Source organism: Allobosea sp. RIT-PG3_2 (assembly GCF_057321085.1).
Genome location: NZ_JBXWCA010000003.1, coordinates 532,033 through 557,841 on the forward strand (window position 1 = coordinate 532,033; position 25,809 = coordinate 557,841).

Consider the following 25,809-nt stretch of genomic DNA (forward strand, 5'->3'; position numbering starts at 1 on the left):
TTCAGCGCAGGAGCCTGAGCAGCCCTGTCGCCTTCAGCGCGCTGCCTGCGAGTGCGGCGTAAACGACTGCTGCTGCCCCCGACAGGAGGATTACCGCTATCAGCAGCGGCTCGAAGGGCAGGGCCGCTGTTAGCCGCAGCGCCAGCGGCGCAGCCCACCAGGCAAGAGCCCCTGTTATGACAGCTGCAATACAAACGATCGCCGCGAAGCCCGGCAGGCGCCGGTCGACCTGTGTCCAGCCGCGCCGCCGCGCCAGCACGAACAGCGTCAGCAGGTTGACCCAGGCTCCGGCTGCGGTCGCAAGCGCGAGGCCGGGCGCGCCCCAGTCGCGCCAGAGCAGGAGCTTCAGCGCGAGATTGCAGGCGATGGCTGCGAGCGCGATCAGCATCGGCGTCTTGGTGTCGCCGCGTGACTGGAAAGCCGAAACCTGCGTCCGAATCATCACGATCGCCGGCAAGCCGAGCGCGTAGGCAAAGAGCACGGCGCCGGCCGCGGCGCTCGCCTGCGCGTCGAAGGCGCCGCGCTGGAACAGTCCGGCCACCATCAGCTCGGGCACGGCTACGAAGGCCGCGACGAAGGGCGCGCTGGCGATGAGGGAGATCGCGATGGCACGGTTCTGCGCACGATTGGCGGCAGCCTCGTCGCCGCGCGCGACGGCGCGGCTCATCGATGTCAGCGCGACGGTGCCTACGGCGATGGCGATCAACCCGAGCGGGAGCTGGTAGAGCCGTTCGGCATAGTAGAGCGCCGCATAGCCGCCGCGCGGCAATAGCGAGGCGATGATCGTATCGGCGAAGATCGCGATCTGCACTCCGGCCGAGCCGATAACGGCCGGGCCGAACGCCTTCAGAAAGCGCCGGACGCCGGCATCCATATGCGGCTTGACCACCGTGCTGGAGACGCCGGCCCGCTTCGCCGCGACGTAGAGCAGGACCCACTGCGCCACGCCCGAGATCGAGACGCCCCAGGCCGCGGCATGGGCCGCGCTCGGGAACAGGAACGGCACGGCCAGCGCCGCCATGATGATGACGTTGAACAGGATCGGCGCGGCGGCGAATGCGGCATAGCGCTCGACGGCGTTCAGCGTCGCGCCGAGGAACGTGACCATGGTCACGAACAGCAGATAGGGGAAGGTGATCCGCGTCAGCGCGACCGCAAGCTCGAAGACGGCGGGGTCGCGAGTGAAGCCGGGCGCCAGAAGCGTCACCAGCCAGGGCATGAGGGGCAGCATCAGCGCCAGCAGCGCGATCTGTACGAGAAGGAGAACGGTGAAGAGGCGGTCGGCGAAGAGACTGGCGGCCTCCTGGCCCTGCCGTTCCAAGACATGGGCATAGGTCGGCACATAGGCCTGGTTGAAGGCGCCTTCGCCGAAGATGGCACGGAAATGATTGGGCAGGCGCAGCGCGACAGAGAAGGCGTCCATCGTCGCGCCGGCGCCCAGCACGGCCGCCAGCATGATGTCGCGCGCGAAGCCGGTGAGGCGCGAGATCAGCGTATAGCCGCCGACCGACAGGATGTTTCTGAGCATGAAGGCCTAGCGGATCAGCGGCGGCAGTGCGTCGCCGCGCGGATGGTCGACCGTACGCGCGTCGAAACCGACTCGTTCCCCGATCAGGTAGAGCGGACGGCGTTTTACCTCGGCGAAGATGCGCCCCACATATTCCCCGATCATCCCGAGCGAAAGCAGCTGGATGCCGGAGAAGAACATGATCGAGACGATCAGGGACGGGAAGCCCGGCAGGTCGGTGCCGACAAGCAGCGTCCGCAGCAGGAAGTAGGCTGCCGTCAGCGCCGCGATCACCGCGATGACCGCCCCCGACCATGTCGCCACCTTGAGCGGCACTGTGGAGAAGGAGGAAAGCCCGTCGAAGGCGAAGGAGAACAGCTTGCGGTATTTGAATTTCGACTGCCCGTGCTCGCGCTCGGCGACATGGAAGGGCACGCCCACGGAGCGAAAGCCGACCCAGGCATAGAGCCCCTTCGAGAAACGCGCCCGCTCCGGCAGCGCGCGCAGCGCATCGACGGCCTTGCGGTCGAGCAGGCGGAAATCGCCGGCGCCTTCCGGCAGCGGGGTTTCGCCGAAATAGCCGAAGATGCGGTAGAACATCTTGGCGAAGTTGCGCTTCAGCCGCGTCTCGTCCTCGCGGTCGGTGCGCTGGCCGTAGACGTTGAGATAGCCCTCGCGCCATTTCGCCAGGAAGGCCGGGATGGTCTCCGGCGGATGCTGGAGGTCGGCATCCATGATGATCGCAGCGTCGCCCAGGGCGTGGTCGAGCCCGGCGGCGATGGCGATCTCCTTGCCGAAGTTCCGGCTGAAGGAGACCGCGCTGATCCGCGGATCGGCGGCATTCAGGCCGCGGATGACGGCCAGCGTCTCATCGCGGCTGCCATCGTCGACGAAGACGAGCTGCCAGGAGGAGACCGCCTCGTCGAGGACCGTCCGCAGCCGTTCCACCAGCAGGGGCAGGTTCTCCGCCTCGTTGTGCACGGGCACGACGACGGAGAGCTCCGGCCGGCCTGTGCCGGTACCGGGAGCGGCAGGAGCGGGGCTGGACGCGATGTCCGACACGGACGCCCTTTCAGCGCTAGAGCATTTTCAAGCGAAGTGGATACCGGTTCGCGTAAAGAAAATGCGATAAAACAAACGGCTCGAGCATTTTCGCGATTCAGGGAAACGCGGAAATGCTCCAGCGTCATCGCCGGATGACGCGCGTGGCACAGAACCTTAAAGCTTGCCGGCCGACAAGCCTGCCGCGCTATAGCGCGATGCAGCTGAACGAGGAATAACGAACGGCATGGCGAAAGGCTTCATCCTCTGCGCCGATGATTTCGCCCTGACCGATGGCGTCAGCCGCGCCATCCTCGACCTCCTCGGGCGCGGCAAGCTCACGGCGACCGGCGCGATGACCAACCGCCCGCATTGGCGCCGGCTCGCGCCGGAACTGGCGGCGTTTACCGGCAAAGCCGATCTCGGCCTCCACCTCAACCTCACCTGCGCGGCGCCGATCACGAAGATGCCCAGCCTCGCGCCGGGCGGCACTCTGCCCGGCCTGAAGGATGTCGCCCGCGCCGCCGTTTCCTCAGGGACTGTGCGGGCCGAGATTGCGGCCGAGATCGCACGCCAACTCGACGCCTTCGAAGAGGCGCTGGGGCGCCCGCCCGACTTCGTCGACGGCCACCAGCATGTCCATGTTCTGCCGGGTGTCCGGGGGGCGCTGCTCGACCTGCTGGCCCGGCGCTATCCAGCCGGCTCGCTCTATCTGCGCGATCCTGCCGACCGTGTGATGGCGATCCGGACCCGCGGCGTCGCCGTCGGCAAGGCACTTGTGATCGCGGGCCTCGCAACGGGTTTCCGCAGCGCGGCGCTGCGGCGGCAGCTTCGCGTCAACCGAGGCTTCTCCGGCGTGGCGCCTTTCGACCCTCAGCGCGATTTCGGCGCTGATCTCGCCCGCTTCCTGATCGATCCCGGCCCGGCCCATCTCGTCATGTGCCATCCCGGCTTCATCGACGACGAATTGGCAGGGCTCGATCCCGTCACTGCGACGCGACCTGTCGAGCATGCCGCGCTCGCCGCTTTCCAACCGCCTCCTGGCATGCCGTTGCGCCGTTTTGCAGAGCTGGCGGGCTGATCCGCGTCGCCACTGGCGCGCAAGCGATTTGTTTACCGGGATCGGCGAATGTTGGCCCAGGGTAGTTGGGCGCTCTGCTTTGCAGCTGTTGCGCCGGATTTCGGGGATATCAGGCTCGATGACGTGGTTCAGACGCGCCTCCGCTGCGGGCGAGTTGGCGCAGCCGGTCGGGCGAGGCCTGGGCTCGCTCAGCCGGCAGATCGCTGCCGCCGCCGTGGCGATCGTGGCCGTGGCGGTCGTCCTCGTCGTCATGGCGGTCGCACGCTACAATGATGCCCGCACGCGCGCCGATCTGGATCAGAAGATCACGGCGCTCACCTTGATGGTGGTCAATGCGGCGCCGTCCCTGATCCTCTCGCGCGACACCAACACGCTCGGCTACATCCTGACGTCGCTTCGGCGCGATCCCGATTTCGATGCGGGCCTGGTCGGCGATGATCTCTCCGCTCTGGCTTCGGCCGGACGCAATGAGGACGCCCGTCTCTCTTTGACGCCTCGATGGCTGGCCAAGCTCATCGGCGAGGAGCCGTGGAAGGTCCTGCAGGGTCGTGAAGAGATCACGATCGAGGATGATGTCTTCGTCTCGAAGATTCATGCGGTGCGTGTCGGCAACCAGCAGAAGCTGATCGGCTACGTCGCGCTGCGTTTCGACAAGACCCGGCTTGTGGCTCGCGCGGCCTGGGAGCAACTCGTCACCATCGGGCTTGGCCTCCTCATCCTGGTCGTGCTCGGGCCGCTGCTGTGGTTCTCGCTGTCACGGACGATGCGGCCGCTGCGCAGCATGACGAAATCGATCGTCAGCATTTCGGACGGCAAGCTGGACACTCCCATCGATGCGCTGGAGCGGCGCGACGAGATCGGCGCGATTGCGCGGGCGCTCGGCGTGCTCAAGGTTCGGTTGGCGGAGCGTGCGACGCTTCAGCAAAGGCAAAGCGTGTCGGAGGCCGAGCAGCGCGACCGCCAGCAGGGCGTCGACATGGCGATCACGTCGTTTCGCAGCGAGGTCGGGCTCGCGCTGGAAGCGTTCAAGAACAATGCCGAGCGGATGCGCGAAGCCTCGGACGGGCTCGCGCGCGTCGCCGCCGAATCGTCCCAGCGCGCCGCCCGCGCCGCCGACAACGCTCATGGCGCCTCCGGCAACGTCGAGAATGCCGCGCAGGCGGCCGAGGAGATGGGCGCGGCCATTCGGGAGGTCGAGTTCCAGGTGCGGCGCGTCCGCACCGAGATCGTCGAGGCGGCTTCCGCCTCGCGCGATACGGCCGGCTCCGTGCGCGAACTCGACGAGACGGCGCGCGCCATCGGCGAGGTGGTCAACCTGATCCGCGACATCGCCGCGCAGACCAATCTGCTGGCGCTCAATGCGACGATCGAGGCAGCGAGGGCCGGCGAGGCCGGTCGTGGTTTCGCCGTCGTCGCCTCCGAGGTGAAGTCGCTGGCGGCACAGACCGCGGACGCGACGGACCGTATCGTCGCCCAGGTCGCCGCGATCCAGGGCGCCACCGGACAGGTCGTCGGCGCGATCCAGAACATCGCCGAGCGCATGAACGCCATCGAGAAGTTCGCCAACTCGGTCGCGACCTCGATCGAGCAGCAGGCGATTGCCACCGGCGAGATCGCCAGCGGCGTGGCGATGGCGAGCTCCTCCTCGCTCTCGGTATCGAGCGATCTCGGCGTGCTCGCCGACAGCGTCGAGGAGACCGGCCGCTCGGCCGAGCAGGTGCGCGGCGCCGCCAGCGAGGTCGCCACCCAGGCGCAGCGTCTCGATTCGACGGTCGACCAGTTCCTGCGCAACGTCGCCGCCTGAGCGAAGTCGCAGCACCGGCCATAAAAAAACGGGGCCGCAAGGCCCCGTCTGTATTTCCAGCCTGCGGTAAGGCTCAGGCCTTGGCGGCGTCGTAGAGCTCCGCGACATAGTCCCAGTTCACCAGGCTCTCCAGGAAGGCCTTGAGATAGTCGGGACGACGGTTGCGGTAGTCGATGTAGTAGGAGTGCTCCCAGACGTCGACGCCGAGGATCGGCGTGCCGCCATGGACGAGGGGATTCTCGCCGTTCGGGGTCTTGCTGACGGCGAGCTTGCCGCCCTTGACCTCGAGCCAGGCCCAGCCTGAGCCGAACTGGCGGACGCCGGCCGCGGCGAAGTCTTCCTTGAATTTCTCGACCGAGCCGAAGGCATCGACGATCGCCTTCTCGAGCGCGCCCGGGATCTTGCCGCCGCCATTCGGCTTCATCCACTTCCAGAAATGGAGGTGGTTGTAGTGCTGGCCGGCATTGTTGAAGACGGGGGCGTTCTTGCCGTAGGAGCCCTTGACGATCTCCTCCAGCGACTTGCCTTCGAATTCCGTGCCCTTGATCGCGTTGTTGCCGTTGTTGACGTAAGCGAGGTGGTGCTTGTCGTGGTGGTACTCGAGCGTCTCCTTCGACATGAAGGGCTGGAGAGCATCATGGGCGTAGGGAAGATCAGGAAGAGTAAAAGTCATGAGGTCTCTCCTCGGGCTATGAAAATCGCTTGAATGAGAATGGCTTGCCATCACTGGACGGGGGCAGGGAAGCCCTGCCATTCCATGCGATAGTTAAGCCCCCCGGCGCCGGTCGACAACCGCTGCCACTGCGAAATGCGCATGTCTTCTCGACAGGCGGCCACAATCGCGCCAGATTCCTCCTTCTTAGCCGTCCGGATTGGAAACTCTCCCTTATTCAATACGTTAGATAGTCATGCGCCTTCGCTGCGTCCCAGCGCTGGTGCGGCTCATGCCAAGGATGCGAAATTGATCGCGATTTTTACCGTTCTGGGCCTCTTTCTCTTCGGTGGCGGCGCCTATGCCATCTATGACGGCTGGCCCTATCTGGTCCTCGAGCGCGGTTTCACCCAGGTCATCATCGGTTCGATCGCAAGCAGCGCCGGGTTGATCCTTATCTCGCTCGCCTGGGTCCTGCGTGAGATCCGCACGCTCAAGCGTTCGCTGGCCGAAGCCGCGCAGATGCGGCCCGATTTGCAGGCGCCGGCTACAGTCGATGTCGTGCGCGTGCCGTGGGAGGCCGCGCGTCCGGACAGCGCCTCGGGAAGTTCGGTGCTCGCGCCCGCTGCCATCGGCGCGGCAGCCGGCGCCGTCGCTGCCGGCGCGGTGGCGGATACGCTTGGGATGCCGGCCGTGGAGACGGCGCCGCCTGCGACCGAGGGCGCTTCCACCCCAGAGCGCGATCTGTTCGGAACGCTGGTGGCACGGCGCCTCGAGGAAGCGGAAGCGAAGCAGGACGACGTGCAGGAAGAAGCGGCGTTGATCGAGCCCGCCGAACCGCTGCCCGACATGTTCGAGGATGCGCCGTTCGAACAGGCCGAAGAGGCCGAGAAAGCGCCGATCGCGATCGCGACGGAGAGCCATGAGCCGGCGGAGATCGTCGCTGCGAAGATTCAGCCTGTAGCGGAGGATGAAGCTCTCGCGCATGCGGCCGAGCCGATCGTTGTCGCCCCCCCGCCTTCTGAGGAACATGCTGACGATCTTCCTGCCGCACAGGATGAAAACAAGCCTGTCACCGGGAGCGCGTCCGGCTTCGACGAGTTCAGCCTGCTGCGCGAGAGCCTGGCCGGCCATCTGAACGAACCCATCGGGACCGACACGCGGGTGGAGCCCTCGCTCGCGCCGGAGGCCGATCCGTTCGCGCAAGCCGAAGCCTGGATGGACAAGGCCTCGCCACGCAAGGAGCCATGGTTCGAGACCCACGCTCCCACAGACGAGGATGCCCCCGAGGCAGCTTCTCTGCCCTGGCCCCCGCGGACCGAGGCCCCGGATTTTACGGCTGCCTCAGAGCAGGTCGTGACGGAGCCTGACGAAGAACCGGAGGCGGTGACAGCTTCGGACGAGGTTCTGCCGGAGCATGAGGTCGTGCCGGAGCAGGATGAGCAGGAGACCCCCCCGACGACTGTAGCGGCCGGCGAGGATGCGGCAGAGGACGATCCGGCCCCGGCATCGGAGCGGGCGGCTTCCGATGAGGGCATTGTCGGCGCCTATCAGGTCGGCGACGCCCATTTCACCATCTATGCCGACGGCTCGATCCAGGCCCGGACGCCCGACGGCGAGTACAGCTTCGCCTCGATGGACGAGCTCAAGGTCTATCTCGCCAGCGAGAAGAGCCGGCTGGGCGTCTGATCAGACGCCCTTCGTCGACGGCCAGCCATCCCCGGCGGTCTGGATCGCGAAGGCATAGGCCAGCGCCGTTTCCTTGAGCGAGTCGAACCGGCCGGCAGCGCCGCCATGGCCCGCTTCCATGTTGGTGTGGAGCATGATCGGGCCGCCGCCCGTCATCGTGGCGCGCAGCCTTGCCACCCATTTTGCCGGTTCCCAATAGGTCACGCGCGGATCGGTCAGCCCGCCCATCGCCAGGATCGGCGGGTAGTCCTGCGCCGTGACGTTGTCATAGGGCGAATAGCTGCGGATCGTCTCGAACGCCTTCACGTCGCGGATCGGATCGCCCCATTCCGGCCATTCCGGCGGCGTCAGCGGCAGCGTGTCGTCGAGGATCGTGTTGAGTACGTCGACGAAGGGCACTTCCGCGACGATGCCGGCGAAGAGTCCGGGCGCCATGTTGGCGACCGCGCCCATCAGCATGCCGCCGGCGCTGCCACCTTCCGCGACGATCCGGCCATGGCTGGTGAAGCCGGCATCCGCCAGCGCTTCGGCAGCGGCGATGAAATCGGTGAAGGTGTTGCGCTTGTTCTCTCGCTTGCCGTCGAGATACCAGCGCCAACCCTTGTCAGTGCCGCCGCGCACATGGGCGATAGCATAGACGAAGCCGCGATCGACCAGGCTGAGCGGCCGCGTCCTGAAGGAGGCGGACATCGCCGAGCCATAGGAGCCGTAGCCGTAGAGCAGGCAGGGAGCCGAGCCGTCGAGGGGCGTATCGGCGCGATGCAGGATCGAGATCGGCACGCGCGCACCGTCCTTGGCCGTCGCGAAGATGCGGCGCACCTTGTAGGCGGCAGGATCATGGCCGGAAGGGATCTCCTGGCGTTTCAGCAAGCTTCGCTCGCCTGTCGCGAGGTTGTAGTCGTAGGTCTCGGCCGGGCGCGCCATCGAAGCATAGATGAAGCGCAGCGTATCGGTGTCGAATTCGTAGCCGGCATCCATGCCGAGGCCATAGGCTTCTTCGTCGAAGGCAATGCTGCTTTCCGCTCCGCTGGCGAGGTCGCGGACGATGATCCGCGGCAAGCCATCCTCGCGTTCCAAGCGGATCAGGCGCCCCTTCAGGCAGACATGGCTGATGACCAGCCGTCCCGGCTTGTGCGGCACCAGATCGCGCCAATGCTCGGGCGCGGGTCCGGCCACCGGCACGCTGACGATCTTGAAGTCTTCGGCTTCGTCGGCATTGGTCAGGATCAGGAAGTCGCCGCCATGATGCTCTAGCCCGTATTGCCGGCCGATCTGGCGCGCAGCTATCAGGATCGGTTTGGCAGTGGCGTCGTCGAGATCGACCACCCGCGTCTCGGATGTCTCGTGGTCGCCGATGGTGATCAGCAGGAAGCGGCCCGACTGCGTGCGGTCGATGTCGACGAACATGCCCGCATCCGCCTCGTCATGCAGCAGCTCGTCCGCGCTGCTCGGCGTGCCCAGCTGATGGCGCAGCACCCGCGACGGGCGATGGTCGGCATCGAGAGCGACATAGAAGAACGCGCGCGAATCATTGGCCCAGACGATGTCGCCGGTCGTATCGCGGACCTCGTCCGGCAGGTCCGTGCCGCTTTCCAGGTCGCGAACCCGGATGGTGTGTAGTTCCGAGCCTGCCTCATCGGCGCTCCACGCCAGCAGCTTGTGGTCCGGGCTATGCGCGGTGTCGCCGAGATCGAAGAAGTCCTTCCCTTCGGAGAGGGCGTCGGCATCGAGCATGATCTGCTCGCGCTCCTTCTTCGGGCCGGCGGCTTCATCTCGGGCGCGACGGCAGATCAGAGGATGCTCGGCGCCCTTGCGGTAGCGTGAATAGTAGAGAAACGGGCCATCCGGCTGCGGCACGCTGGAATCGTCTTCCTTGATCCGTCCGCGCATTTCCTTGACGAGGTCGCGCTGTAGCGCTCGCGTCGTGGCCATCAGCTTCTTGCAATACGCGTTTTCGGCTTCGAGATAGTCGCGGATGTCGTCTGGCAGTGCATCGGGATCGCGGAGGACGTCCTTCCAGTTCGATGCCCGCAGCCAGTCATAGTCGTCGCGCAGCACGACGCCGTGGACGACGGTTTCCTTCGTCCTGATTTCCGCTCTCGGCACCCTCGACCCTGATGGCGGCGCGCCGCGAACCTGACGATGCTGACCCGAGTGCATGGGAATTCTCCGATAGTGGTGGCGACAGGTAGAGAGCAGGGTGCATACTCTGGCAAGATGCATGCGAAATCGTACGTTTGATTTTACGGTGCAGTGAAAATTGCTCTCGCTGCGGTTGAATTATAGAGGTTCCAGAATTTCAATTGTTGGGAATTGTTCTCTTGCATGAATAGTCGGCATGGACTAAACGCATATCCCGATCAGTCCGCGTTGTCCGACTCTGAACGTGGTAGTGCTTGATCCGCTATCGCAAAGTTTGGTCACAAATCAGGCAGAGCAAAACGGGCGATCCTCAGAAAACCGCTTCCAAAAATGATAAGGAGTGACATCGCCATGGCCGATAACGAGGGGTCGGACTTCATCGAGCTGACAGCGGATATCGTCTCCGCTTATGTTTCGAACAATTCCGTGCCTGCATCCGAACTGCCTGCTCTGATCAGCGAAGTTCATTCGGCATTGAGCCGGGTCATTGGCGGCGCTGCCCCGATCGTTCAGATCGAGGCGCCGAAGCCCGCTATTCCGGTGAAGAAGTCGATCACGGCCGACTACCTGATCTGCTTGGAAGACGGCAAGAAGTTCAAGTCGCTGAAGCGGCACCTGCGCACGCAGTACAACATGTCGCCCGAGCAGTACCGCGAGAAGTGGGGCCTGCCGCCTGACTATCCGATGGTCGCGCCGAACTATGCCGAGGCGCGCTCCCAGCTTGCGAAGAAGATGGGTCTCGGCCAGCAGCGCCGCAAGCGTCGCTGAACCGACCCGCCGGTCTCCGGATCTGGCAATGAGGAAGCCGCCGATCGCTCGGCGGCTTTTTCATGCCTGTCACCTCGTGGCAGGAGCCGGGGATAAGGCCGAGTCCGAGCTTGCCAGCCAGAATTTAAGAATATAATCCTATTATCGAAATCGCCATCGAGGAAACCGGCGGGTCGTTAATAGGAACATATCATGAACTCAAGAAATATCCAGAGCTGCGTTTCCTTGCATGCCGCGGCGGGTGCGCGTTTGGCCGAGGCCGCGGTCGCCGCAACGGCGCGGGTTCATCTCGCCGGCATGCGGGGCGCTACCCGCGGCCCGCAGCGGGAGGCTCTGGCGCGGCAAATGGCGATGTATCTCGCCCATGTCGCTTTCGGTCTCAGCCTTACACGCGTGGGCATCTGCTTCGGCCGTGACCGCACGACGGTCCGGCATGCCTGCGCCCTGATCGAGGATCGGCGCGACGATCTGCGCCTCGAATGCGGGCTCAACGCGCTTGAGGCGGCGCTTCTCGCCTTGAAGAGCAGCTTGGAACGTCACGCCGGGAGGGCATGCTGATGACGACCGAACAGGATCGCAACCAGCAGACGCGCCTGCTGCGGCATCTGGCGGCGCCGGGATGCTATGCCGTCGCCTCGCCGCTGGGCTGCGGCCGCATCGCCCTCTATCGGGAAGCGGGCGGCACCAGCCTGGGCGCAGGCTATGTTTCGGCGGAGACGGCGGCCGCACTGGTCGCGGATGGAGCTGTCGCCTGGACTGGAGCGGGGAGGGCGGCGAGACTCGGGCTGTGTGAGCATGTCCAGGGCAACCAGCAGGTTGAGGAAGCGCGCTCGGACACATCCGATCAAGCCAGGCCCGCGCTGGACGAGCGGGAGAGCCCGTTGCTCTGGCTTTATCGCCGCCCGGGGAAGGACGGAAAACCGCAGATCGGTGACGAGGAATTCGCGGCCGGCGAACGTTTTCGGGCCGATATCACCTTGGCGCAGATGCTGCCCCGCACGACGATGAACTGGGACGCCGCGCTCACGCCGGAGCAGCGCAGCCCGGGGCCTCGCGATGTGGGGGGAGCGTCCGATACGTCGCTCGCGGCGCGCCAGCGCGTCAGACTGGCCTGCGAGACGTTGGGGCCGGAACTATCAGGGCTCGCCATCGATGTCTGCGGCTTCCTGAAGGGGCTCGATCTCGTCGAGAAGGAACGCCGCTGGCCGGCGCGCTCGGCCAAGGTGGTGCTCCGCATCGCTCTGGCGAGGCTGGCGACACATTATGGGCTGGACCGCCGGGCGCGACCCGCAGGACTTCGAAGCTGGCAGTCGCAGGATGCCAAGCCCGCCCTCCTTCCCGTGGCGGCCGAGTGAAGCCGCTCAGCCTGCCGCCGCCGCGCGGGCGTCGTTCTTGATCCGGTCGATCATCGCGCGCACGCCGTTCGAGCGCTGTGGCGTGAGATGGGCGGCGAGGCCGAGCTTCTCATAGATCGCGAAGGCATCGGTCGCGAGGATCTCGGAAGCCGGCCGGCCCGAGAAGATGGCGAGCGCCAGCGCAACCAGCCCGCGCACGATATGGGCGTCGCTGTCTCCCAGGAAATGCAGACGTGTCTGCGGGCCGGGGCCGCCCTCGCGATGGACATCGAGCCAGACCTGGCTCGCGCAGCCGCGCACCTTGTTGACGTCGTTGTGGGCAGCTTCGGACAACGGCTCGAGACCCTTGCCGAGCTCGATCAGGTAGCGATAGCGATCGTCCCACTCGTCGAGCAGTTCGAAATTGGCGACGATGTCGTCGAGAGATGTTGTCATGTCCTGCCTGGCCGCGGTCGCGCATCCCTAAAGATGGGCGGCGCGCCCTCTTCCCGCGAGGGGCGCGCGACGTCAAGCGCGCTAACGTGACGAGGGCTTCGCCGTCGCAGTCGTCATCGCCGTATTCAGGGTGCGCTCGCGCATCACGGGGTCGAGCCCTGCCAGAATCTCGGCCGCCTCCCGCGCGGCCGTCAGGCTGCCGGCGGCGTTGCGTGCGCCCGCCTGGGCGCTCTCGACAGCCTGGCGGACGGCCTGCGGCAGCGTCGTATCGGCGGGCTTGCCGCTGTGAACCGGCGAGTTCACCGCGATAAACCCGATGATCGCGACCTTGCGCAGGAAGTGAGCCATCTCAATCTCCATCGCCGGCGCGTCTCGTTCGGCGCCGGATGACAGACACTACGCGCCGATCCGGAAAAATCGCGTCATTCCGAAGGCTCAAATGCGAGTCGAATGCAACGAGCGATCTTCAGTTTCCGTTCACCCTGCCGCGAACATCGCGATGCCTTCGAAAATTGCGCGGTCGCAGATTAAATGCATGAAAAACATCAGATAATTTTACTTGAATGGCCTGAATGAGAGTTTCGGCGCAATGGGCCTTAAGCCCCGCTTAAACCGCTCGTGGCGAGATGCAGGGCGCGGACGGTTGGTCCGCAGAGTTTGGGCGTTGCGTTCCGTATGGCAATCACGGCACTGAGGACACAGGCGGCGGCACTGGTGCACGCATCGGTGCGGTCGAACCCGGCCGAGCGGTTGCGTCACGAGCGCTTCGTCCTGTCGCGCCTGCTCGTCGGTGGCGGCGCGCTCAGTCTCGCTCCGGCCTATCTTGCGTGGCGCGGTGCGCTTGGCGCTTTCGAGGCCGCCATGGTCGTTGCGGCAGCCCTTCTGGTTCTGGCCGTCGTGCTGCTGTCCCGCACCGGCCGGCTGGAAATCGCGCATCTGATCTCGTCGGCGGCGCTGTCGCTCTTCATCGTCGCGCTCGCCGGAGCCACCGGCGGGCTGTCCTCCCCGCTGCTTCTCTGGCTCTTCGTCGTCCCGGTCGAGGCCGCCTTCTTCGGCTCCCGGGATTTCGTGCTGCGGGCTGGCTGGACGGCTGTCGCCGCTCTGCTTGCGGCGATCGGCCTGGAGCATCTCGGCGTGCTGGCCGGCCCTGCGACCTGGACCAGTGAAGCGATGTCGATGCTGGCGGTGGTCGCGCTTGCGCAGGCGCTGATCGCCGCCGCCGTCCTGCTGCGCCGGCGCGACGCCGAAGAGCGGACGCAGCGCGCGGCGGATGCACGCGCGCAGCTCCTGCTCGATCATGTCGGCGATCTCGTCACCTGGCACGATGCAGGGGGTGCCGTCGTCTTCGCCAATGCGGCTGCGCGGACGCTGGCCGGCGCCGAGCCGCGTGACCTGATCGGGCGCGGACTGCTCGACCGTGTCCACGTCGCCGACCGGCCTCTCTTCCTCAAGGCGCTGAGCGATGCCGCCCATGGCAATGGCGCTGCCACGATCTGCTTCCGCACTCTCTTCGTTCCGCGCGAGGGCGAGAACCGCCTGCCGGTATCGCTGTGGCTGGAGATGCAGGCCTATCGCACCGCCGAGGCCGGCGCGAAGGACGGCGCCGCAGTAGTCTGCGTGATGCGCGACGTCACCGCGCGCCGTGCTGCCGAGGAGGAGCGCGATCGCGGCCATGCCGAGGCGCTGCGGGCCAATGACGTCAAGGCGCACTTCCTGGCCACGGTCAGCCATGAGCTGCGGACGCCGCTGAACGCCATCATCGGCTTCTCGGAAATGCTGGGCGCCGAGGAAAACGGCTGGATCGATGCCGCCAAGCGGCTCGAATACACCCGGATCATCCATGCCTCCGGCCATCATCTGCTCGAGGTCGTCAACACCTTGCTCGACATCTCGAAGATCGAGAGCGGCGCGATGGAGATCGAGCGCGAGCCGCTGGATCTCGCCGCGCTGGCCCGCGATTGCTGCACGCTGATGGCGCTGCGCGCCGAGAGCGGCAACGTCGCGGTGGATCGCGTCGCCGGCCCGGCCCTGCCGATGGTGGAAGGCGATCGGCGCGCGCTGAAGCAGGTCGTGCTCAATCTCCTCGCCAACGCCATCAAATTCACGCCGGCCGGCGGGCGCGTCGTCCTCGCCATCGTCCGCGACGGCGACACGATCGACCTTTCGGTTTCCGATACCGGCATCGGCATCGCTGCCGCCGATCTGCCGCGGCTCGGCGACCCCTTCTTCCAGGTCAAGGGCGCCTATGACCGCAACCACGAAGGGACCGGCCTCGGCCTGTCGGTGGTCCGGGGCCTCGTCGGCCTGCATGGCGGCCGCATGACGGTCGAGAGCGCGCCGGGCATCGGGACGCGCGTCTCGATCCGGTTGCCCGTCGGTGGCGCCGATGGCGTCGAGCAGCCTGCCAAGATTGTCACTTTCGCCCGGGCCCCGCGCAAGGGGCTCGAGACCAAAGAACCATTCCGCCTGACCGCCTGAAGACCGAGCTGAGCAATGTCCGTGACCATGGCCGCCCGCGCCCATTCCAGCGCTTCTCTCTCCGCACCGGTCCGGCGCGCCCAGCCGGCGCGTCGCAAGTCGTCATGGCTCGGCCGGGTCGGCCGCATGGTCGGTCGGCGGCCGGGGAGGACACTCCTGTTCCTCGCCTTCGGCATCGCGACCTGCGCGATCCTCGCCAATGCCCTGATGTTCCAGAAGGCGCGTCATCCGGCACCGATGCTCTCGGCCGCGCCGGCACCCGCGCCTCGCGCCGCAGCCGAGCGCCGTGCCGAGCCGGTGCCTGTGCAGGAAGCTGCCACGACACCGTCTTCGGGCTTGGCGGCGGTGCCGTCTCGGCCGCCCGCACGGCCCGCAGACCTTTCGACTGCGCAGCCGGCGCGCGAGGCCGCGCCGCGTCCGCCGGCACCGATCGCCAGCCAGCCGCGCACGGCGCAGCCGGCCACGACATCGGTGCCCAAGGCGGCGCAGGCTCCGGCCCGCGACCCGATCGCCGATCTCCTCAATGGCGGCGACCTTCGTCCGCCGGCCGACGTCAAGGGCGCGGCCTCGCGCTCTGCCGCCGCGCCGCGCCGGTCGGCCGAGAACTGAGCCGGGCCGTCGGGCGATGGCGCGCCTGACCAGCGATTTTTGGGTATCGGCCTATCTGCGCCAGGCCGGGCATGACGGGCTCGTCGCGATGCTGCGTCGTCGCGGTGCGCGCGAGGCCGGCGCGATCTTCATCAAGCTCGATCGTCTCGACGGCACGGCGGCTCTTTATGGCCCGGCCCCGCAGTCGCTGGCCGAGGATGACGGCGAGCGCCGCTTCCAGCTGCTGATCGATGCCGATCCGCTCGCGGTCGAGGACCGGGTCGATCGCGAGCTGCGCTTCGATAGCGACCTCTGGCTGGTCGAGATCGAGAACCGGGCCGGCCATCCGCGCCTTGCGCTCGTCGAGGCCTGATCGCCTCGGCTCAGCCGCGATCGCGCCGGGCGCCGATCCGTCCCAGGACCTCGGACAGGCCGGGCTGAGCCTCCGGGCGGGCCGCGCCGGAGCGTGCGGGGGTGCCGCTCGGGTCCATCGCCGGCTGATGCTGGCCTTTCCGCTGCGACGCGGAGACGGGGTGGGCGCCTGCGATCAGCATCGCCAGCCGGAACGCGATCGACGGCCTGATCGTCCGCATCAGCGCAACCAGGGCGAAGATCCGCTCGACCGAATGCGCCGTGTCGTCGCCGAGGCGGATCAGGAAGCGTGTGGCTTCCTCGACGCTCGCCCCGCTGGCGACGAGGCTCAGCGCCGCGAGGTCGCGCGATCTGTCATATGCGATCGCGGTGGCGAGGGGCGCGCCGCCGCCGAGATGTTCGGCGATGGCGCCGAACGCACTCGCGCGATCGTCGCCGGCCAGGCTGAGCCAGCCGGCAAAGGCATCGTTGGAGATGGCAGGCCGCCTCTCACCGGGATGCAAGGCCTCGCGCGCCATCAGCGATTCCACAATGGCGAGCCGGCGCTCCGGCCCCGCCCGAAGGAAAAGCGGTGCCAGTTCGAGATTGGACAGGTCTTCCCGCGCCAGCAATCCGGGCTGGTAGGCTGCGTCGCTGCGCGAGCGAGCGATCAGGATCTCGACGGCGGCGCGGGGCAGGGGCGCATCGACATTGCCGATCAGCGCCAGGTCGATGGCGCGATCGGCTTCGGAAACCAGCAGCAGCACTGCGGTATTGCTGAGGTCCGCGCGCACTGCCAGTCCGGCGCGGATCGCCTCATCGCCGGTTTCGGCGAGGTGTTCGAGCTCGGCGACAGAGAGCGGCATGCCATGGCGCAACAACTCGACCAGCACGGAGCCGCCGCGTGCCGCCAGCGCGGCCAGCACGGGACCGGGCGTATGGCGCCAGCCGGCAAGCTTGCGCGCCAGGATGAGGGCGGTGGGCTCGTCGATCGTCGGGATCAACGTGCTCGCCATCTCGCTGAAGGCGGCGATGTCCTCCTGCGGCGGCTGGGCCGCCGACATGAGCAGGTCCGCCTTCACCCGGAGCGAGACCTGGCTGAGGTCCAGGTCACCGTCGCGTGCGAGGCGGGCGAGGTCGGCGAGTTCCTGGGAAATACGGGCAGGCATGGCTGGCTCGGGTAAGGATCCGATGGATTCGCGAAGCTTATCCCCGAGGCATTAAGGCCACGTTAACCATGTCGGAGCCTGATGGGTCTTGAGGGCCTGCGACTCGGTGCGGCCTCGGGCACCAGGACGGCTCTCGCGATTGCAACTCAGCGCTGGATAGGAGGCGCTTCATGGCCGTCGTCATCCCTTTCGCGCTATACCGGCGCCGGCAGGATCGGTCCTGCCCGTTCCCGCAACGCTCGGCGGACATCCTGTTCTTTACCGGCGTCCGCTATGAGCGCCCCAAAGAGGCGCGGCCGCTGGAAGCCAAGGCCGCCGTCGTGCGGCGCCCGCGCAAGTTGTCCGCTCGCAAGACGGCTCGCAGGCAGCCTGCGTGAGACAGCCTCGGGTCGAAGAACAGCGGCGCTCCTGGCGTCCGTCCGGAGCGGCTATCGCACTTTCGCTGTCATCAGCGCTGATCCTGACTGCCTGCACGGCGACCGACGGGGATCTGGGGCGCCCGCGGCCGACGGTATGGTCGCAGATCATGGCGCCCGAGGCCGGCTTCTGGTCGGCGACCGCGCGCGGCGAGCAGGCTTCCTATTTCCGCCTCACCGACGATGAGGAGCAGATGCGCGACCGCGCCTGGCGCTTCATCATGCCAGCCAGCCCGCACAGCGTTTTCCAGGGGGAGGTTTCGAACCTCGCCCATTCGCGCATCGTGCCGGTCGCAAACCAGTCAACCGATGTCTCCGACTATTTCCGCGGGTTGACCTCGGTCTCCTTCGCCTCGCAGGCCTCGCGCTACAACCGCCTTGCCCAGGACAGCAATGCGGATCGCCTGCTGATCGGCCCCTTTCGCGCCAATGCGCTGCGGGTCGTGAGCATGGACCGCGTCCGGATGCGCACCGTCGAATCCTCGCCCGACATCGCTCCGGGCAAGCAGGAGCCGGCGATGGCGCGCGTGATCGAGAATGAAGGACTGATCTTCTGGGTCTGCGAGCGGCTCGATTTCCGGATCAGGAGCTATCGTTACGCCCTCGCCAATCTCGTCGTCGAGATGCCCTCCCGCGAGGCGGTCCGCGCCGAGCGCGCGATCATGGCGCTGGAGGCCGAGGCGGCCCCGCTCTGCCAGATGCCCCTGAATGGCGCCTTCGGCGAGGGTGGCAAGCGGCCGGTCGTCTACAAGGGCTGAGCCGCACCCTCGGAGCGTGCCTCGTTTTCATGGAAATGCGGGTCATCCCGGCCGAAGCGAAGCGGAGAGCCGGGATCCATGCCTGAACCTTGATCGGCGGCGCTCCGGCATGAATCCCGGGTCAAGCCCGGGATGACGGCGTGGTTTCGTGCAAAAACAGCACCCTCGGAGTTTCTCAGTTCGCGGGCCCGCATGCGACGCCCGTCGCGAGCGCTTCGGCATCGGCCTTGTCCGAAGGCAGGCGGACGAGGACCCGCGCCACGATCAGCCCCTGGCCGGCGTCGGAGACGATACGCAGCTCCCGGCTGCTCTCCCCTTCCTCGTCGGCGGCGATGCGCTCGTCGAGCTGGGCTTCGGTCATCACCAGGAATTCGAGCACGCCGCGGATCGCGGCGCGGTCGGTGATCGCGTAGATCACCCCGCCGCCTTGCCGGTGCAGCGTCAGGCCGAGCGGCAGCACGCCGGTCTTCGCGACGACGCGCATCGGCCCCGCAGAGAGGTCGTAGCTGCAGATCGCCGTGACGACGTCGGGGTCGGCCTCGCGCAGGGCGGGAATCCTGCGCCCCTGGCCCGGCGCCGGAACGAGCTCGGCATGGCCTTCGATGCCGATATCCCGATAGGCATGCGCGGCATCGTTCCGCGACAGCACGGGCACGGCGAGGATCGTGACGATATGCACGATCCCGGCCAGCATCAGCCCGGCCAGTGTCGTCATGACGATGCGTGCAAGGCCGCTGCGCAGATGGGCGCCCCAGTTCACCGAAGGCGGGACAGGGGTCTGCGCCACGTCGTGATCGATCGCACTCATCGGCAGTCGAGGCGCGTGATGCGGGGCAGGTTGGCGGCCCGCGTCTCGCCGGTCTGGCTGGAGATCGGGGTGTCGTAGAGCCGCAACCGCAGCTGGAAGCGGCCGCTCGCCGGCAGGGGCAGCCAGTTGCCCGCTTCGGGCGTCGCGGCGGCGGCGATCGCCAATTGGCCATCCTCCGGCCGGACGATCTCGGAATCGGTGAAGCTGCTGCGCTCAAGCGGCAGGCGGAAGGGCAGGCCGTCACCATCGCTGACGCTGAGCGTCCAGCCGCGCGTCGTCGGCGTCGCGCCGGAGAGGCTGTAGCGGCAACGGCCATCGAGCGGCCACCCCTCGTCGTCGCGCTCCGCGATCAGCTCGAGGCCCTCGCCGGAGCCCAGCGGCAGGTGTACCCCCCGGGCCAGATAGGCGCGCATATAGGGGTCGATGTCACGGCCGCCGCTGCGCGGCCAGGCCATCCAGGCGCCGACCTCTACCTTGCCGAGGGCAGGGCGCCCGGCCACGGCCCAATGCGCCGAGCCGAGGCCAAGGCCTGCTCCGAGTGCCAGGATATAGGTGAGATCGAGAATCCGCACGCTTGCCTTCCGGTTGCGTGATGCAGCTTGCCTGAGTTGAGCGGGGCCGTCCGCGATCGTCAACAAGGCGTTAGGCGGAGTGAATAGTTTCCAGAGACGAGCTTGTCGGAACCCCCGCCGTCATCGGGGCAGGCCGCAGGCCTGAGCCCGGAAACCAGAACCGATGCTGGCTCCGCGAAAGGCGCGGTTGGGCGACCGATCAAACGGGGCACGGCATCGGTTCTGGGTTCCTGGCTCTTCGCTGGCGCGAAGCCCCGGAATGACGGCGGCGACACGACTACGCCGAGGAGATCAACTGTCTACCGAGCCTAGCGCAGCCGCGTCTCGCCCGCCGAGACCTCGCGGATGCCGACCTGCACCGGCCGGCCGGCGACACGCGAGCGTTCGATCGTCTTGAACATCGAGCCGACGGCGGAGAGAACCTCGAAGGACTGCCTCGGCATGTGCCCGGCCCCCGGCCCCGGCGGATGACCCGCATCGGGCGCAGGCGCCCCGGCCTTGGCGACGGCGATGCCCTTCGGATCGGCGGCCGGCACGCCCGGAATGGGCTTCAGCTCCAGCCCCTGATGGGCGAACTGCATGATCTCCTTCCAGGTCATGGCCGGCAGGGAGCCGCCGGTCATGTTGGCGGTTTCCGCCGAATTGTCGTTGCCGAACCAGACCGCGCCGACGAGGTTGCCGGAATAGCCGACATACCAGGCGTCCTTGTAGCCGTTGGTGGTGCCGGTCTTGCCGGCCGTGACGACGCCGTCCAGGGCGGCGCGGCGCCCGGTGCCCTCGGTCGGCACCTTCGAGAGCATGAAGTTCATGTCCTGCGCCACCTGCGTGCTCAGCACCTGCTTCGGCTCTGGCTCGTCGCGGTCATGGCGATAGATGACGTCGCCCTGCGAGTTGCTGATCTCGAAGGCGGCGTAGGGTTTCGCCCGCTTGCCGCCATTGGCGAAGACGGCATAGCCCGCCGCCTGGTCGATGACAGTGACCTCGGCCGCGCCGATCGGCAGCGAGACGGTGTCGGTCAGCGGCGTCGTCAGGCCCATGGCGTGGCCGGTCGCGATGATCCTCTTGCGGCCGATCAGGGCGGCGCGCGCCTCATGCGTCTCGCCGGTGGCGCGCCCGATGGCGATCGACATCTGCACCGGGATCGTATTGATCGACTTCGCCAGCGCGACCGTGAGCGGCATCGAGCCGGCATAGGAGCGGCCGTAATTGTTCGGGCACCAGTTGCCGATGCAGACCGGGCGGTCGGTCACGATGGTGTTCGGCTTGTAGAGGCCGGCCGAAAGCGCCGCGGCATAGACATAGGGCTTGAAGGACGAGCCCGGCTGGCGCTGGCTCGCGGTCGCCCGGTTGAACTGGCTCGCGCCATAGTCGCGGCCGCCGACGATGGCGCGCACCGCCCCGTCCGGGTCCATGATGACCGTGGCGGCCTGCTTGACCCGGTAGGCCGGCCCATGCTGGCGCAGGATCGCCTCGATCGCCTCGTCGGCCCGGGTCTGGATGGCGGAATCATGCGGCGTCTTGACCGTCAGCACGCGGTCGGGCCCGAGCTTGCCTTCGTTCGCGAGCTCCTTCACCGCGTCGAATGCCCAGTCGAGATAATAATCGGGGCTGGAATCACGCTTGCGATCGACCGGCGTCGCCGGGTTGCGCTTGGCGCTGTCGACCTGGCCGGCGGTCATGAAGCCGGCATCGACCATGGCGTTGAGCACGTCGTTGGCACGGGCGCGTGCCGCCGGCAGGTTGACGTGCGGGGCATATTTCGTCGGCGCCTTGAACAGGCCGGCGAGCATGGCGGCCTCGGCCAGCGAGACGTCCCTCACCGACTTGCCGAAATAGTAATCGGCCGCCGCCGCGACGCCGAAGGTGCCGCCGCCCATATAGGCGCGGTCGAGATAGAGCTTGAGGATCTCGTTCTTGCTCAGCCGCGTTTCCAGCCACAGCGCCAGGAAGGCTTCCTTGATCTTGCGGTCGAGCGAGCGCTCGTTGTTGAGGAACAGGTTCTTGGCGAGCTGCTGCGTCAGCGAGGAGCCGCCCTGGACCACGCCCGACGCCCGTGTGTTGACCAGGAGGGCCCGGGAGGTGCCGATCAGGTCGATGCCGAAATGGTCGTAGAAGCGGCGGTCCTCGGTTGCGAGCACGGCCTTCAGCAGATGGTCCGGCATCTCCTCGAGCTTCAGTGAATCGTCGTGCCGGGCGCCGCGATGGCCGATCGTCGTGCCGTAGCGATCGAGGAAGGTGACGGCGAGAACCTGGTTCTTCAGCGCCTCCTCATTGCCGATGCGGAAGGCCGGCAAGGCCAGCATCAGGACGATAAGCGCACCGACGATGCCGATGTTCAGCCCCTCGCTGGCGAATTCGGCGGCGAGGCGCTTGCCGCCGGTCACGGTCAGGCGGTCGGCAGCGCTACGGATGCGCTCATAGGCCTCGCCCGCGCGGCGGCCCGCACCCCACAGGCCGGCATCGAGCCATGAGTCCGCAGCGAGCGCGTAGCGCTTCAGCCGCGTCCTCCAGCTTGCCTTCCTGAACTCCATGGCCGTTCCAGGCTTTTCGAATGGCCCCCGACACTTTCCTGCCGCGCCATGGTCGTCTTGGCAACAGCATCGGGCCAGAGAATAGACACATAGTCACGCCTCGCTTCGAGTTAAGGGATGGGGCGCGAATATTCCGTTTGCGGCAGCAGAAACTGCGCCAACCCGGCTGTTTCGCTCTGGCACAAAAGCTGGCGTTGACGCTGCGCTCTTCCATCTTGGCGCCCGGCGGCGCATAAGCCGGTCATGACGCTGAAGCAGCCGAAAGACGAGCCGTTCTGGCGCACGACGCCGCTCGAGGCGATGTCGGTGGAGCAATGGGAATCGCTCTGCGACGGCTGCGGGCGCTGCTGCCTCGTGAAGCTCGAGGACGAGGATACCGGGCGCATCTTCGCGACCGATGTCGGCTGCCGGCTGTTCGACGCCGGAACCTGTCGCTGCAAGGATTATCCGAACCGCTCCGTCAAGGTGCCCGATTGCGTGACGCTGACGCCGCATGACGTGCGCACGCTGCCCTGGCTGCCGCCGACCTGCGCCTACCGCCTCGTCGCGGAGGGCAGGGATCTGCCGTGGTGGCATCCGCTCGTTTCCGGCGATCCGGAGACAGTGGTGGCGGCCGGCATCTCCGTCCGTGGACGTGTCTACGCGTCGGAAGACGATATCCCTGAAGACGAGGTCACGGAGCGCGTCGTCAACTGGCCGCTGCGCTGGCCGCGCGCCGCGCGCGCCAAGGCCAAGTGAAATACCGGCAAGTGAAACACAGGCAAGCGAAACACCGGCGAAATGAGCGTCGGCATTTGTGCGCTGCCGGGTATTTTGTTGCACCTGCTCATTGATTGTTCAGGTGGTTTTGGGCATGACCGCCCCATCCCGCTGCCGGTGTCCAAAGGGCATCGACGGCTCGCACACGAAACTTTCGCATCGCCGCGACGTTGCTGCGTCCGGCTGCCAACGAAGAGGTTGAAGTGATGGCTGGTGGGAAGTGGGTCTACACCTTCGGCGACGGCAAGGCCGAGGGTGAGGCGGGAATGAAGAACCTGCTCGGCGGCAAGGGCGCGAACCTGGCCGAGATGAGCAATCTCGGCCTGCCCGTCCCGCCCGGCTTCACCATCACCACCGAGGTCTGCACGGCGTATTACGACAACGGCAAGAGCTTCCCCGCCGATCTCGACGCCCAGGCCAGGGCCGCGCTCGCCGGCATGGCCAAGCTGACCGGCAAGACCTTCGGCGACCCCGCCAATCCGCTGCTCGTTTCCGTGCGCTCCGGCGCGCGCGCCTCCATGCCCGGCATGATGGACACCGTCCTCAATCTCGGCCTCAACGACGAGACGGTGGAAGCCGTCGCGAAGGCGTCCGGCGATGCCCGTTTCGCATGGGACAGCTATCGCCGCTTCATCACCATGTATTCCAACGTCGTGCTCGATATCGACCACGGCCTCTTCGAGGAGGCGCTGGAGGATTACAAGGAGCGCAAGGGCCTGCACCTCGACACCGATCTCAAGGCCGACGACTGGAAGGTGCTGGTCGGCAAGTACAAGGAGATCGTGAAGAAGGCGCTCGGCTCCGACTTCCCGCAGGATCCCGAGAAGCAGCTCTGGGGCGCGGTCGGCGCCGTCTTCTCCTCCTGGATGAACGCCCGCGCCATCAAGTACCGCGAGCTCAACAACATCCCGGCCTCCTGGGGCACGGCGGTCAACGTCCAGTCGATGGTGTTCGGCAATATGGGCGACACCTCCGCCACCGGCGTCGCCTTCACCCGCAATCCCTCGACCGGCGAGAACGCGCTCTATGGCGAGTTCCTGATCAACGCCCAGGGCGAGGACGTCGTCGCCGGCATCCGCACCCCGCAGGACATCACCGAGACGGCCCGCAAGGAAGCCGGCTCCGACAAGCCTTCGATGGAGCAGGAGATGCCGGAGGCCTATGCGGAGCTCTGCCGCATCTACGGCATCCTCGAGAAGCACTACCGCGACATGCAGGACATGGAGTTCACCATCCAGGAGGGCAAGCTCTGGATGCTGCAGACCCGCTCCGGCAAGCGCACGGCCAAGGCGGCGCTCCGGATCGCCGTCGAACTCGCGCAGGAAGGCTTGATCACGCAGGAGGAGGCGGTCGGCCGCGTCGAGCCCGGCGCGCTCGACCAGCTCCTGCACCCGATGATCGATCCCAAGGCGGAGCGCCGTGTGCTGACCACCGGCCTGCCGGCCTCGCCCGGCGCCGCCGCCGGCGCGATCGTCTTCAACTCCGACGACGCTGAGGCGGCGAAGAAAGCCGGCCGCAAGGTCATCCTGGTCCGTGTCGAGACATCGCCGGAAGACATCCACGGCATGCACGCCGCCGAGGGCATCCTCACCACGCGCGGTGGCATGACCTCGCATGCCGCGGTCGTCGCGCGCGGCATGGGCAAGCCCTGCGTCTCCGGCGCCGGCCAGATCCGAGTCGACTACGCCAAGGGTACGCTGGCGATTGGCCCCACGACGCTCAAGGCCGGCGATGTCCTCACCATCGACGGCGGCAACGGCCAGGTGCTGCTCGGCGAGGTCAAGATGCAGCAGCCGGAACTCTCCGGCGAATTCGCCACGCTGATGGGTTGGGCCGACAAGGTCCGCCGCCTCAAGGTCCGCGCCAATGCCGAGACGCCGGAGGATGCGAAGACCGCGCGCGAATTCGGCGCCGAGGGCATTGGCCTATGCCGCACCGAGCACATGTTCTTCGACGAGAGTCGCATCCAGTCGATGCGCGAGATGATCCTCGCCCCTGACGACAACGGCCGTCGCGCCGCGCTTGCAAAGCTCCTGCCTATGCAGCGCCAGGACTTCGTTCAGCTCTTCACCATCATGAGCGGGCTGCCGGTGACGATCCGCCTGCTCGATCCGCCGCTGCACGAGTTCCTGCCGCATGGCGACAAGGAGATCGCCGAGGTCGCCGCGGCGCTGGGCGTGACGCCCGATGCACTGAAGCACCGCGCCGCTGAACTGCACGAATTCAACCCGATGCTCGGCTTCCGCGGCTGCCGTTTGGCCGTAGCCTTCCCCGAGATCGCCGAGATGCAGGCCCGCGCTATCTTCGAGGCGGCGGTGATCGCGGCGAAGGAAACCGGCAAGCCGGTGATCCCGGAAGTGATGGTGCCGCTCGTGATGGGCAAGCCCGAGCTCGACCTCGTCAAGGCCCGCATCGACGCCATGGCGAAGGCCGTGATCGAGGAGAGCGGCACGAAGATCGACTATCAGGTCGGCACGATGATCGAGCTGCCGCGTGCGGCCTTGCGCGCCGCCGAGATCGCCGAGAGCGCCGAGTTCTTCTCTTTCGGCACCAACGACCTGACGCAGACGACGCTGGGCATCAGCCGCGACGACGCCTCGTCCTTCCTCGGTTCCTACACCGCCAAGGGCCTGCTCGACGCCGATCCCTTCGTCACCATCGACCAGGAGGGCGTCGGCGAATTGGTGAAGCTTGCGGCCGAGCGCGGCCGCAAGACCCGCCCCGACATCAAGCTCGGCATCTGCGGCGAGCATGGCGGCGATCCGGCCTCGATCGGCTTCTGCGAGAGCGTCGGGCTGGATTATGTCTCCTGCTCGCCCTTCCGCGTGCCGATCGCGCGGCTTGCGGCGGCGCAGGCGGCGCTGGGCGCGGTGAAGCAGAAGGAAGGCTGATCGCCTTCCGGAGT

The 25,809-nt window shown here is 66.9% G+C and carries 23 protein-coding genes; 13 read left to right on the plus strand and 10 right to left on the minus strand.

What is annotated here, in order from left to right:
• Position 1 precedes the first annotated feature (1 nt).
• Positions 2 to 1,528, minus strand: a complete 1,527-nt coding sequence (gene murJ / locus AC2FAN_RS12850) for a murein biosynthesis integral membrane protein MurJ (RefSeq protein WP_485174429.1) — start codon at positions 1,526 to 1,528, stop codon at positions 2 to 4.
• Positions 1,529 to 1,534: 6 nt separating this feature from the next.
• Positions 1,535 to 2,569, minus strand: coding sequence for a glycosyltransferase family 2 protein (locus AC2FAN_RS12855; protein WP_485174431.1), 1,035 nt, complete (start codon positions 2,567 to 2,569; stop codon positions 1,535 to 1,537).
• A gap of 226 nt (positions 2,570 to 2,795) precedes the next feature.
• Between AC2FAN_RS12855 and AC2FAN_RS12860 the strand changes: the two genes are divergently transcribed.
• Together AC2FAN_RS12860 and AC2FAN_RS12865 are read left to right on the plus strand one after the other, a co-directional pair.
• Positions 2,796 to 3,629, plus strand: coding sequence for a ChbG/HpnK family deacetylase (locus tag AC2FAN_RS12860; RefSeq protein WP_485174433.1), 834 nt, complete (start codon positions 2,796 to 2,798; stop codon positions 3,627 to 3,629).
• A gap of 118 nt (positions 3,630 to 3,747) precedes the next feature.
• A complete protein-coding gene (locus AC2FAN_RS12865; RefSeq protein ID WP_485174435.1) occupies positions 3,748 to 5,433 on the plus strand; it encodes a methyl-accepting chemotaxis protein in 1,686 nt (561 codons plus the stop codon).
• Positions 5,434 to 5,506: 73 nt separating this feature from the next.
• Here the strand turns inward: AC2FAN_RS12865 and AC2FAN_RS12870 are convergent, their stop codons facing one another.
• A complete protein-coding gene (locus tag AC2FAN_RS12870) occupies positions 5,507 to 6,106 on the minus strand; it encodes a superoxide dismutase (protein ID WP_485174437.1) in 600 nt (199 codons plus the stop codon).
• A 288-nt stretch (positions 6,107 to 6,394) separates the two neighbouring features.
• Here AC2FAN_RS12870 and AC2FAN_RS12875 point away from each other — a divergent pair, with 288 nt between their 5' ends.
• On the plus strand, positions 6,395 to 7,774 hold the full coding sequence (locus AC2FAN_RS12875) for a hypothetical protein (protein ID WP_485174439.1): 1,380 nt from the start codon (positions 6,395 to 6,397) through the stop codon (positions 7,772 to 7,774).
• Here AC2FAN_RS12875 and AC2FAN_RS12880 read toward each other — a convergent pair whose 3' ends face one another.
• Complete coding sequence (locus tag AC2FAN_RS12880; protein WP_485174441.1) at positions 7,775 to 9,934, minus strand: S9 family peptidase; 2,160 nt, start codon at positions 9,932 to 9,934, stop codon at positions 7,775 to 7,777.
• Positions 9,935 to 10,267: 333 nt separating this feature from the next.
• Between AC2FAN_RS12880 and AC2FAN_RS12885 the strand changes: the two genes are divergently transcribed.
• The 3 genes from AC2FAN_RS12885 (at position 10,268) to AC2FAN_RS12895 (ending at position 12,039) form a co-directional block, all read left to right on the plus strand.
• Positions 10,268 to 10,684, plus strand: a complete 417-nt coding sequence (locus AC2FAN_RS12885) for a Ros/MucR family transcriptional regulator (RefSeq protein ID WP_265052300.1) — start codon at positions 10,268 to 10,270, stop codon at positions 10,682 to 10,684.
• 192 nt (positions 10,685 to 10,876) lie between these two features.
• The gene (locus tag AC2FAN_RS12890) at positions 10,877 to 11,242 is read left to right on the plus strand and encodes a helix-turn-helix domain-containing protein (protein ID WP_485174443.1); all 366 of its coding nucleotides are present in this window, start codon (positions 10,877 to 10,879) and stop codon (positions 11,240 to 11,242) included.
• A complete protein-coding gene (locus tag AC2FAN_RS12895) occupies positions 11,242 to 12,039 on the plus strand; it encodes a DUF6456 domain-containing protein (RefSeq protein WP_485174445.1) in 798 nt (265 codons plus the stop codon). The genes AC2FAN_RS12890 and AC2FAN_RS12895 overlap by 1 nt, the downstream gene beginning before the upstream one ends.
• 6 nt (positions 12,040 to 12,045) lie before the next feature.
• Here AC2FAN_RS12895 and AC2FAN_RS12900 read toward each other — a convergent pair whose 3' ends face one another.
• Complete coding sequence (locus AC2FAN_RS12900) at positions 12,046 to 12,474, minus strand: SufE family protein (protein ID WP_265052303.1); 429 nt, start codon at positions 12,472 to 12,474, stop codon at positions 12,046 to 12,048.
• Between the two features lie 81 nt (positions 12,475 to 12,555).
• Complete coding sequence (locus AC2FAN_RS12905; RefSeq protein WP_485174447.1) at positions 12,556 to 12,822, minus strand: hypothetical protein; 267 nt, start codon at positions 12,820 to 12,822, stop codon at positions 12,556 to 12,558.
• A gap of 327 nt (positions 12,823 to 13,149) precedes the next feature.
• On the opposite strand from AC2FAN_RS12905, the gene AC2FAN_RS12910 reads away from it, so the two are divergent.
• From AC2FAN_RS12910 to AC2FAN_RS12920, 3 genes are read left to right on the plus strand one after another with little or no spacing between them, the layout of a single operon-like run.
• The gene (locus tag AC2FAN_RS12910; protein WP_485174449.1) at positions 13,150 to 14,952 is read left to right on the plus strand and encodes a PAS domain-containing sensor histidine kinase; all 1,803 of its coding nucleotides are present in this window, start codon (positions 13,150 to 13,152) and stop codon (positions 14,950 to 14,952) included.
• Positions 14,953 to 14,967: 15 nt separating this feature from the next.
• Positions 14,968 to 15,561: a hypothetical protein gene (locus AC2FAN_RS12915; RefSeq protein WP_476805092.1), complete on the plus strand. Its 594-nt coding sequence runs from the start codon at positions 14,968 to 14,970 to the stop codon at positions 15,559 to 15,561.
• 16 nt (positions 15,562 to 15,577) lie between these two features.
• The gene (locus AC2FAN_RS12920) at positions 15,578 to 15,913 is read left to right on the plus strand and encodes a DUF1491 family protein (protein WP_485174451.1); all 336 of its coding nucleotides are present in this window, start codon (positions 15,578 to 15,580) and stop codon (positions 15,911 to 15,913) included.
• Positions 15,914 to 15,923: 10 nt separating this feature from the next.
• Here AC2FAN_RS12920 and AC2FAN_RS12925 read toward each other — a convergent pair whose 3' ends face one another.
• On the minus strand, positions 15,924 to 17,060 hold the full coding sequence (locus AC2FAN_RS12925; RefSeq protein ID WP_485174453.1) for a DUF2336 domain-containing protein: 1,137 nt from the start codon (positions 17,058 to 17,060) through the stop codon (positions 15,924 to 15,926).
• A gap of 170 nt (positions 17,061 to 17,230) precedes the next feature.
• Here AC2FAN_RS12925 and AC2FAN_RS12930 point away from each other — a divergent pair, with 170 nt between their 5' ends.
• Together AC2FAN_RS12930 and AC2FAN_RS12935 are read left to right on the plus strand one after the other, a co-directional pair.
• On the plus strand, positions 17,231 to 17,437 hold the full coding sequence (locus AC2FAN_RS12930) for a hypothetical protein (protein ID WP_485174455.1): 207 nt from the start codon (positions 17,231 to 17,233) through the stop codon (positions 17,435 to 17,437).
• 149 nt (positions 17,438 to 17,586) lie between these two features.
• Complete coding sequence (locus AC2FAN_RS12935; protein ID WP_485174457.1) at positions 17,587 to 18,234, plus strand: hypothetical protein; 648 nt, start codon at positions 17,587 to 17,589, stop codon at positions 18,232 to 18,234.
• A gap of 175 nt (positions 18,235 to 18,409) precedes the next feature.
• On the opposite strand, the gene AC2FAN_RS12940 is transcribed toward AC2FAN_RS12935, so the two are convergent.
• The 3 genes from AC2FAN_RS12940 to AC2FAN_RS12950 form a co-directional block, all read right to left on the minus strand.
• Positions 18,410 to 19,042, minus strand: a complete 633-nt coding sequence (locus AC2FAN_RS12940) for a DUF1254 domain-containing protein (protein WP_265052311.1) — start codon at positions 19,040 to 19,042, stop codon at positions 18,410 to 18,412.
• Positions 19,039 to 19,614, minus strand: a complete 576-nt coding sequence (locus AC2FAN_RS12945) for a DUF1214 domain-containing protein (protein ID WP_265052312.1) — start codon at positions 19,612 to 19,614, stop codon at positions 19,039 to 19,041. Before AC2FAN_RS12945 ends, AC2FAN_RS12940 begins: the two co-directional genes overlap by 4 nt.
• Positions 19,615 to 19,922: 308 nt before the next feature.
• Entirely contained in the window at positions 19,923 to 22,145 is a 2,223-nt protein-coding gene (locus tag AC2FAN_RS12950) for a transglycosylase domain-containing protein (RefSeq protein ID WP_485174460.1), read from the minus strand.
• Between the two features lie 243 nt (positions 22,146 to 22,388).
• Here AC2FAN_RS12950 and AC2FAN_RS12955 point away from each other — a divergent pair, with 243 nt between their 5' ends.
• Both AC2FAN_RS12955 and ppdK read left to right on the plus strand, forming a co-directional pair.
• Positions 22,389 to 22,883 (plus strand): YcgN family cysteine cluster protein, encoded by a 495-nt coding sequence (locus AC2FAN_RS12955; RefSeq protein WP_265052314.1) that lies wholly within the window; start codon positions 22,389 to 22,391, stop codon positions 22,881 to 22,883.
• Between the two features lie 227 nt (positions 22,884 to 23,110).
• Positions 23,111 to 25,795 carry a pyruvate, phosphate dikinase gene (ppdK, locus tag AC2FAN_RS12960; protein WP_265052315.1) on the plus strand — a complete coding sequence of 895 codons (2,685 nt, stop codon included), beginning with the start codon at positions 23,111 to 23,113 and terminating at the stop codon, positions 25,793 to 25,795.
• Positions 25,796 to 25,809: the final 14 nt, after the last annotated feature.

Bases quoted from the DNA above. Each gene is read 5' to 3' on its own strand.
- murJ (WP_485174429.1), bottom strand. From the start codon at position 1,528: ATGCTCAGAAACATCCTGTCGGTCGGCGGCTATACGCTGATCTCGCGC.
- AC2FAN_RS12860 (WP_485174433.1), top strand. From the start codon at position 2,796: ATGGCGAAAGGCTTCATCCTCTGCGCCGATGATTTCGCCCTGACCGAT.
- AC2FAN_RS12865 (WP_485174435.1), top strand. From the start codon at position 3,748: ATGACGTGGTTCAGACGCGCCTCCGCTGCGGGCGAGTTGGCGCAGCCG.
- AC2FAN_RS12870 (WP_485174437.1), bottom strand. From the start codon at position 6,106: ATGACTTTTACTCTTCCTGATCTTCCCTACGCCCATGATGCTCTCCAG.
- AC2FAN_RS12880 (WP_485174441.1), bottom strand. From the start codon at position 9,934: ATGCACTCGGGTCAGCATCGTCAGGTTCGCGGCGCGCCGCCATCAGGG.
- AC2FAN_RS12885 (WP_265052300.1), top strand. From the start codon at position 10,268: ATGGCCGATAACGAGGGGTCGGACTTCATCGAGCTGACAGCGGATATC.
- AC2FAN_RS12890 (WP_485174443.1), top strand. From the start codon at position 10,877: ATGAACTCAAGAAATATCCAGAGCTGCGTTTCCTTGCATGCCGCGGCG.
- AC2FAN_RS12895 (WP_485174445.1), top strand. From the start codon at position 11,242: ATGACGACCGAACAGGATCGCAACCAGCAGACGCGCCTGCTGCGGCAT.
- AC2FAN_RS12900 (WP_265052303.1), bottom strand. From the start codon at position 12,474: ATGACAACATCTCTCGACGACATCGTCGCCAATTTCGAACTGCTCGAC.
- AC2FAN_RS12905 (WP_485174447.1), bottom strand. From the start codon at position 12,822: ATGGCTCACTTCCTGCGCAAGGTCGCGATCATCGGGTTTATCGCGGTG.
- AC2FAN_RS12910 (WP_485174449.1), top strand. From the start codon at position 13,150: ATGGCAATCACGGCACTGAGGACACAGGCGGCGGCACTGGTGCACGCA.
- AC2FAN_RS12915 (WP_476805092.1), top strand. From the start codon at position 14,968: ATGTCCGTGACCATGGCCGCCCGCGCCCATTCCAGCGCTTCTCTCTCC.
- AC2FAN_RS12920 (WP_485174451.1), top strand. From the start codon at position 15,578: ATGGCGCGCCTGACCAGCGATTTTTGGGTATCGGCCTATCTGCGCCAG.
- AC2FAN_RS12925 (WP_485174453.1), bottom strand. From the start codon at position 17,060: ATGCCTGCCCGTATTTCCCAGGAACTCGCCGACCTCGCCCGCCTCGCA.
- AC2FAN_RS12930 (WP_485174455.1), top strand. From the start codon at position 17,231: ATGGCCGTCGTCATCCCTTTCGCGCTATACCGGCGCCGGCAGGATCGG.
- AC2FAN_RS12935 (WP_485174457.1), top strand. From the start codon at position 17,587: ATGGCGCCCGAGGCCGGCTTCTGGTCGGCGACCGCGCGCGGCGAGCAG.
- AC2FAN_RS12940 (WP_265052311.1), bottom strand. From the start codon at position 19,042: ATGAGTGCGATCGATCACGACGTGGCGCAGACCCCTGTCCCGCCTTCG.
- AC2FAN_RS12950 (WP_485174460.1), bottom strand. From the start codon at position 22,145: ATGGAGTTCAGGAAGGCAAGCTGGAGGACGCGGCTGAAGCGCTACGCG.
- AC2FAN_RS12955 (WP_265052314.1), top strand. From the start codon at position 22,389: ATGACGCTGAAGCAGCCGAAAGACGAGCCGTTCTGGCGCACGACGCCG.
- ppdK (WP_265052315.1), top strand. From the start codon at position 23,111: ATGGCTGGTGGGAAGTGGGTCTACACCTTCGGCGACGGCAAGGCCGAG.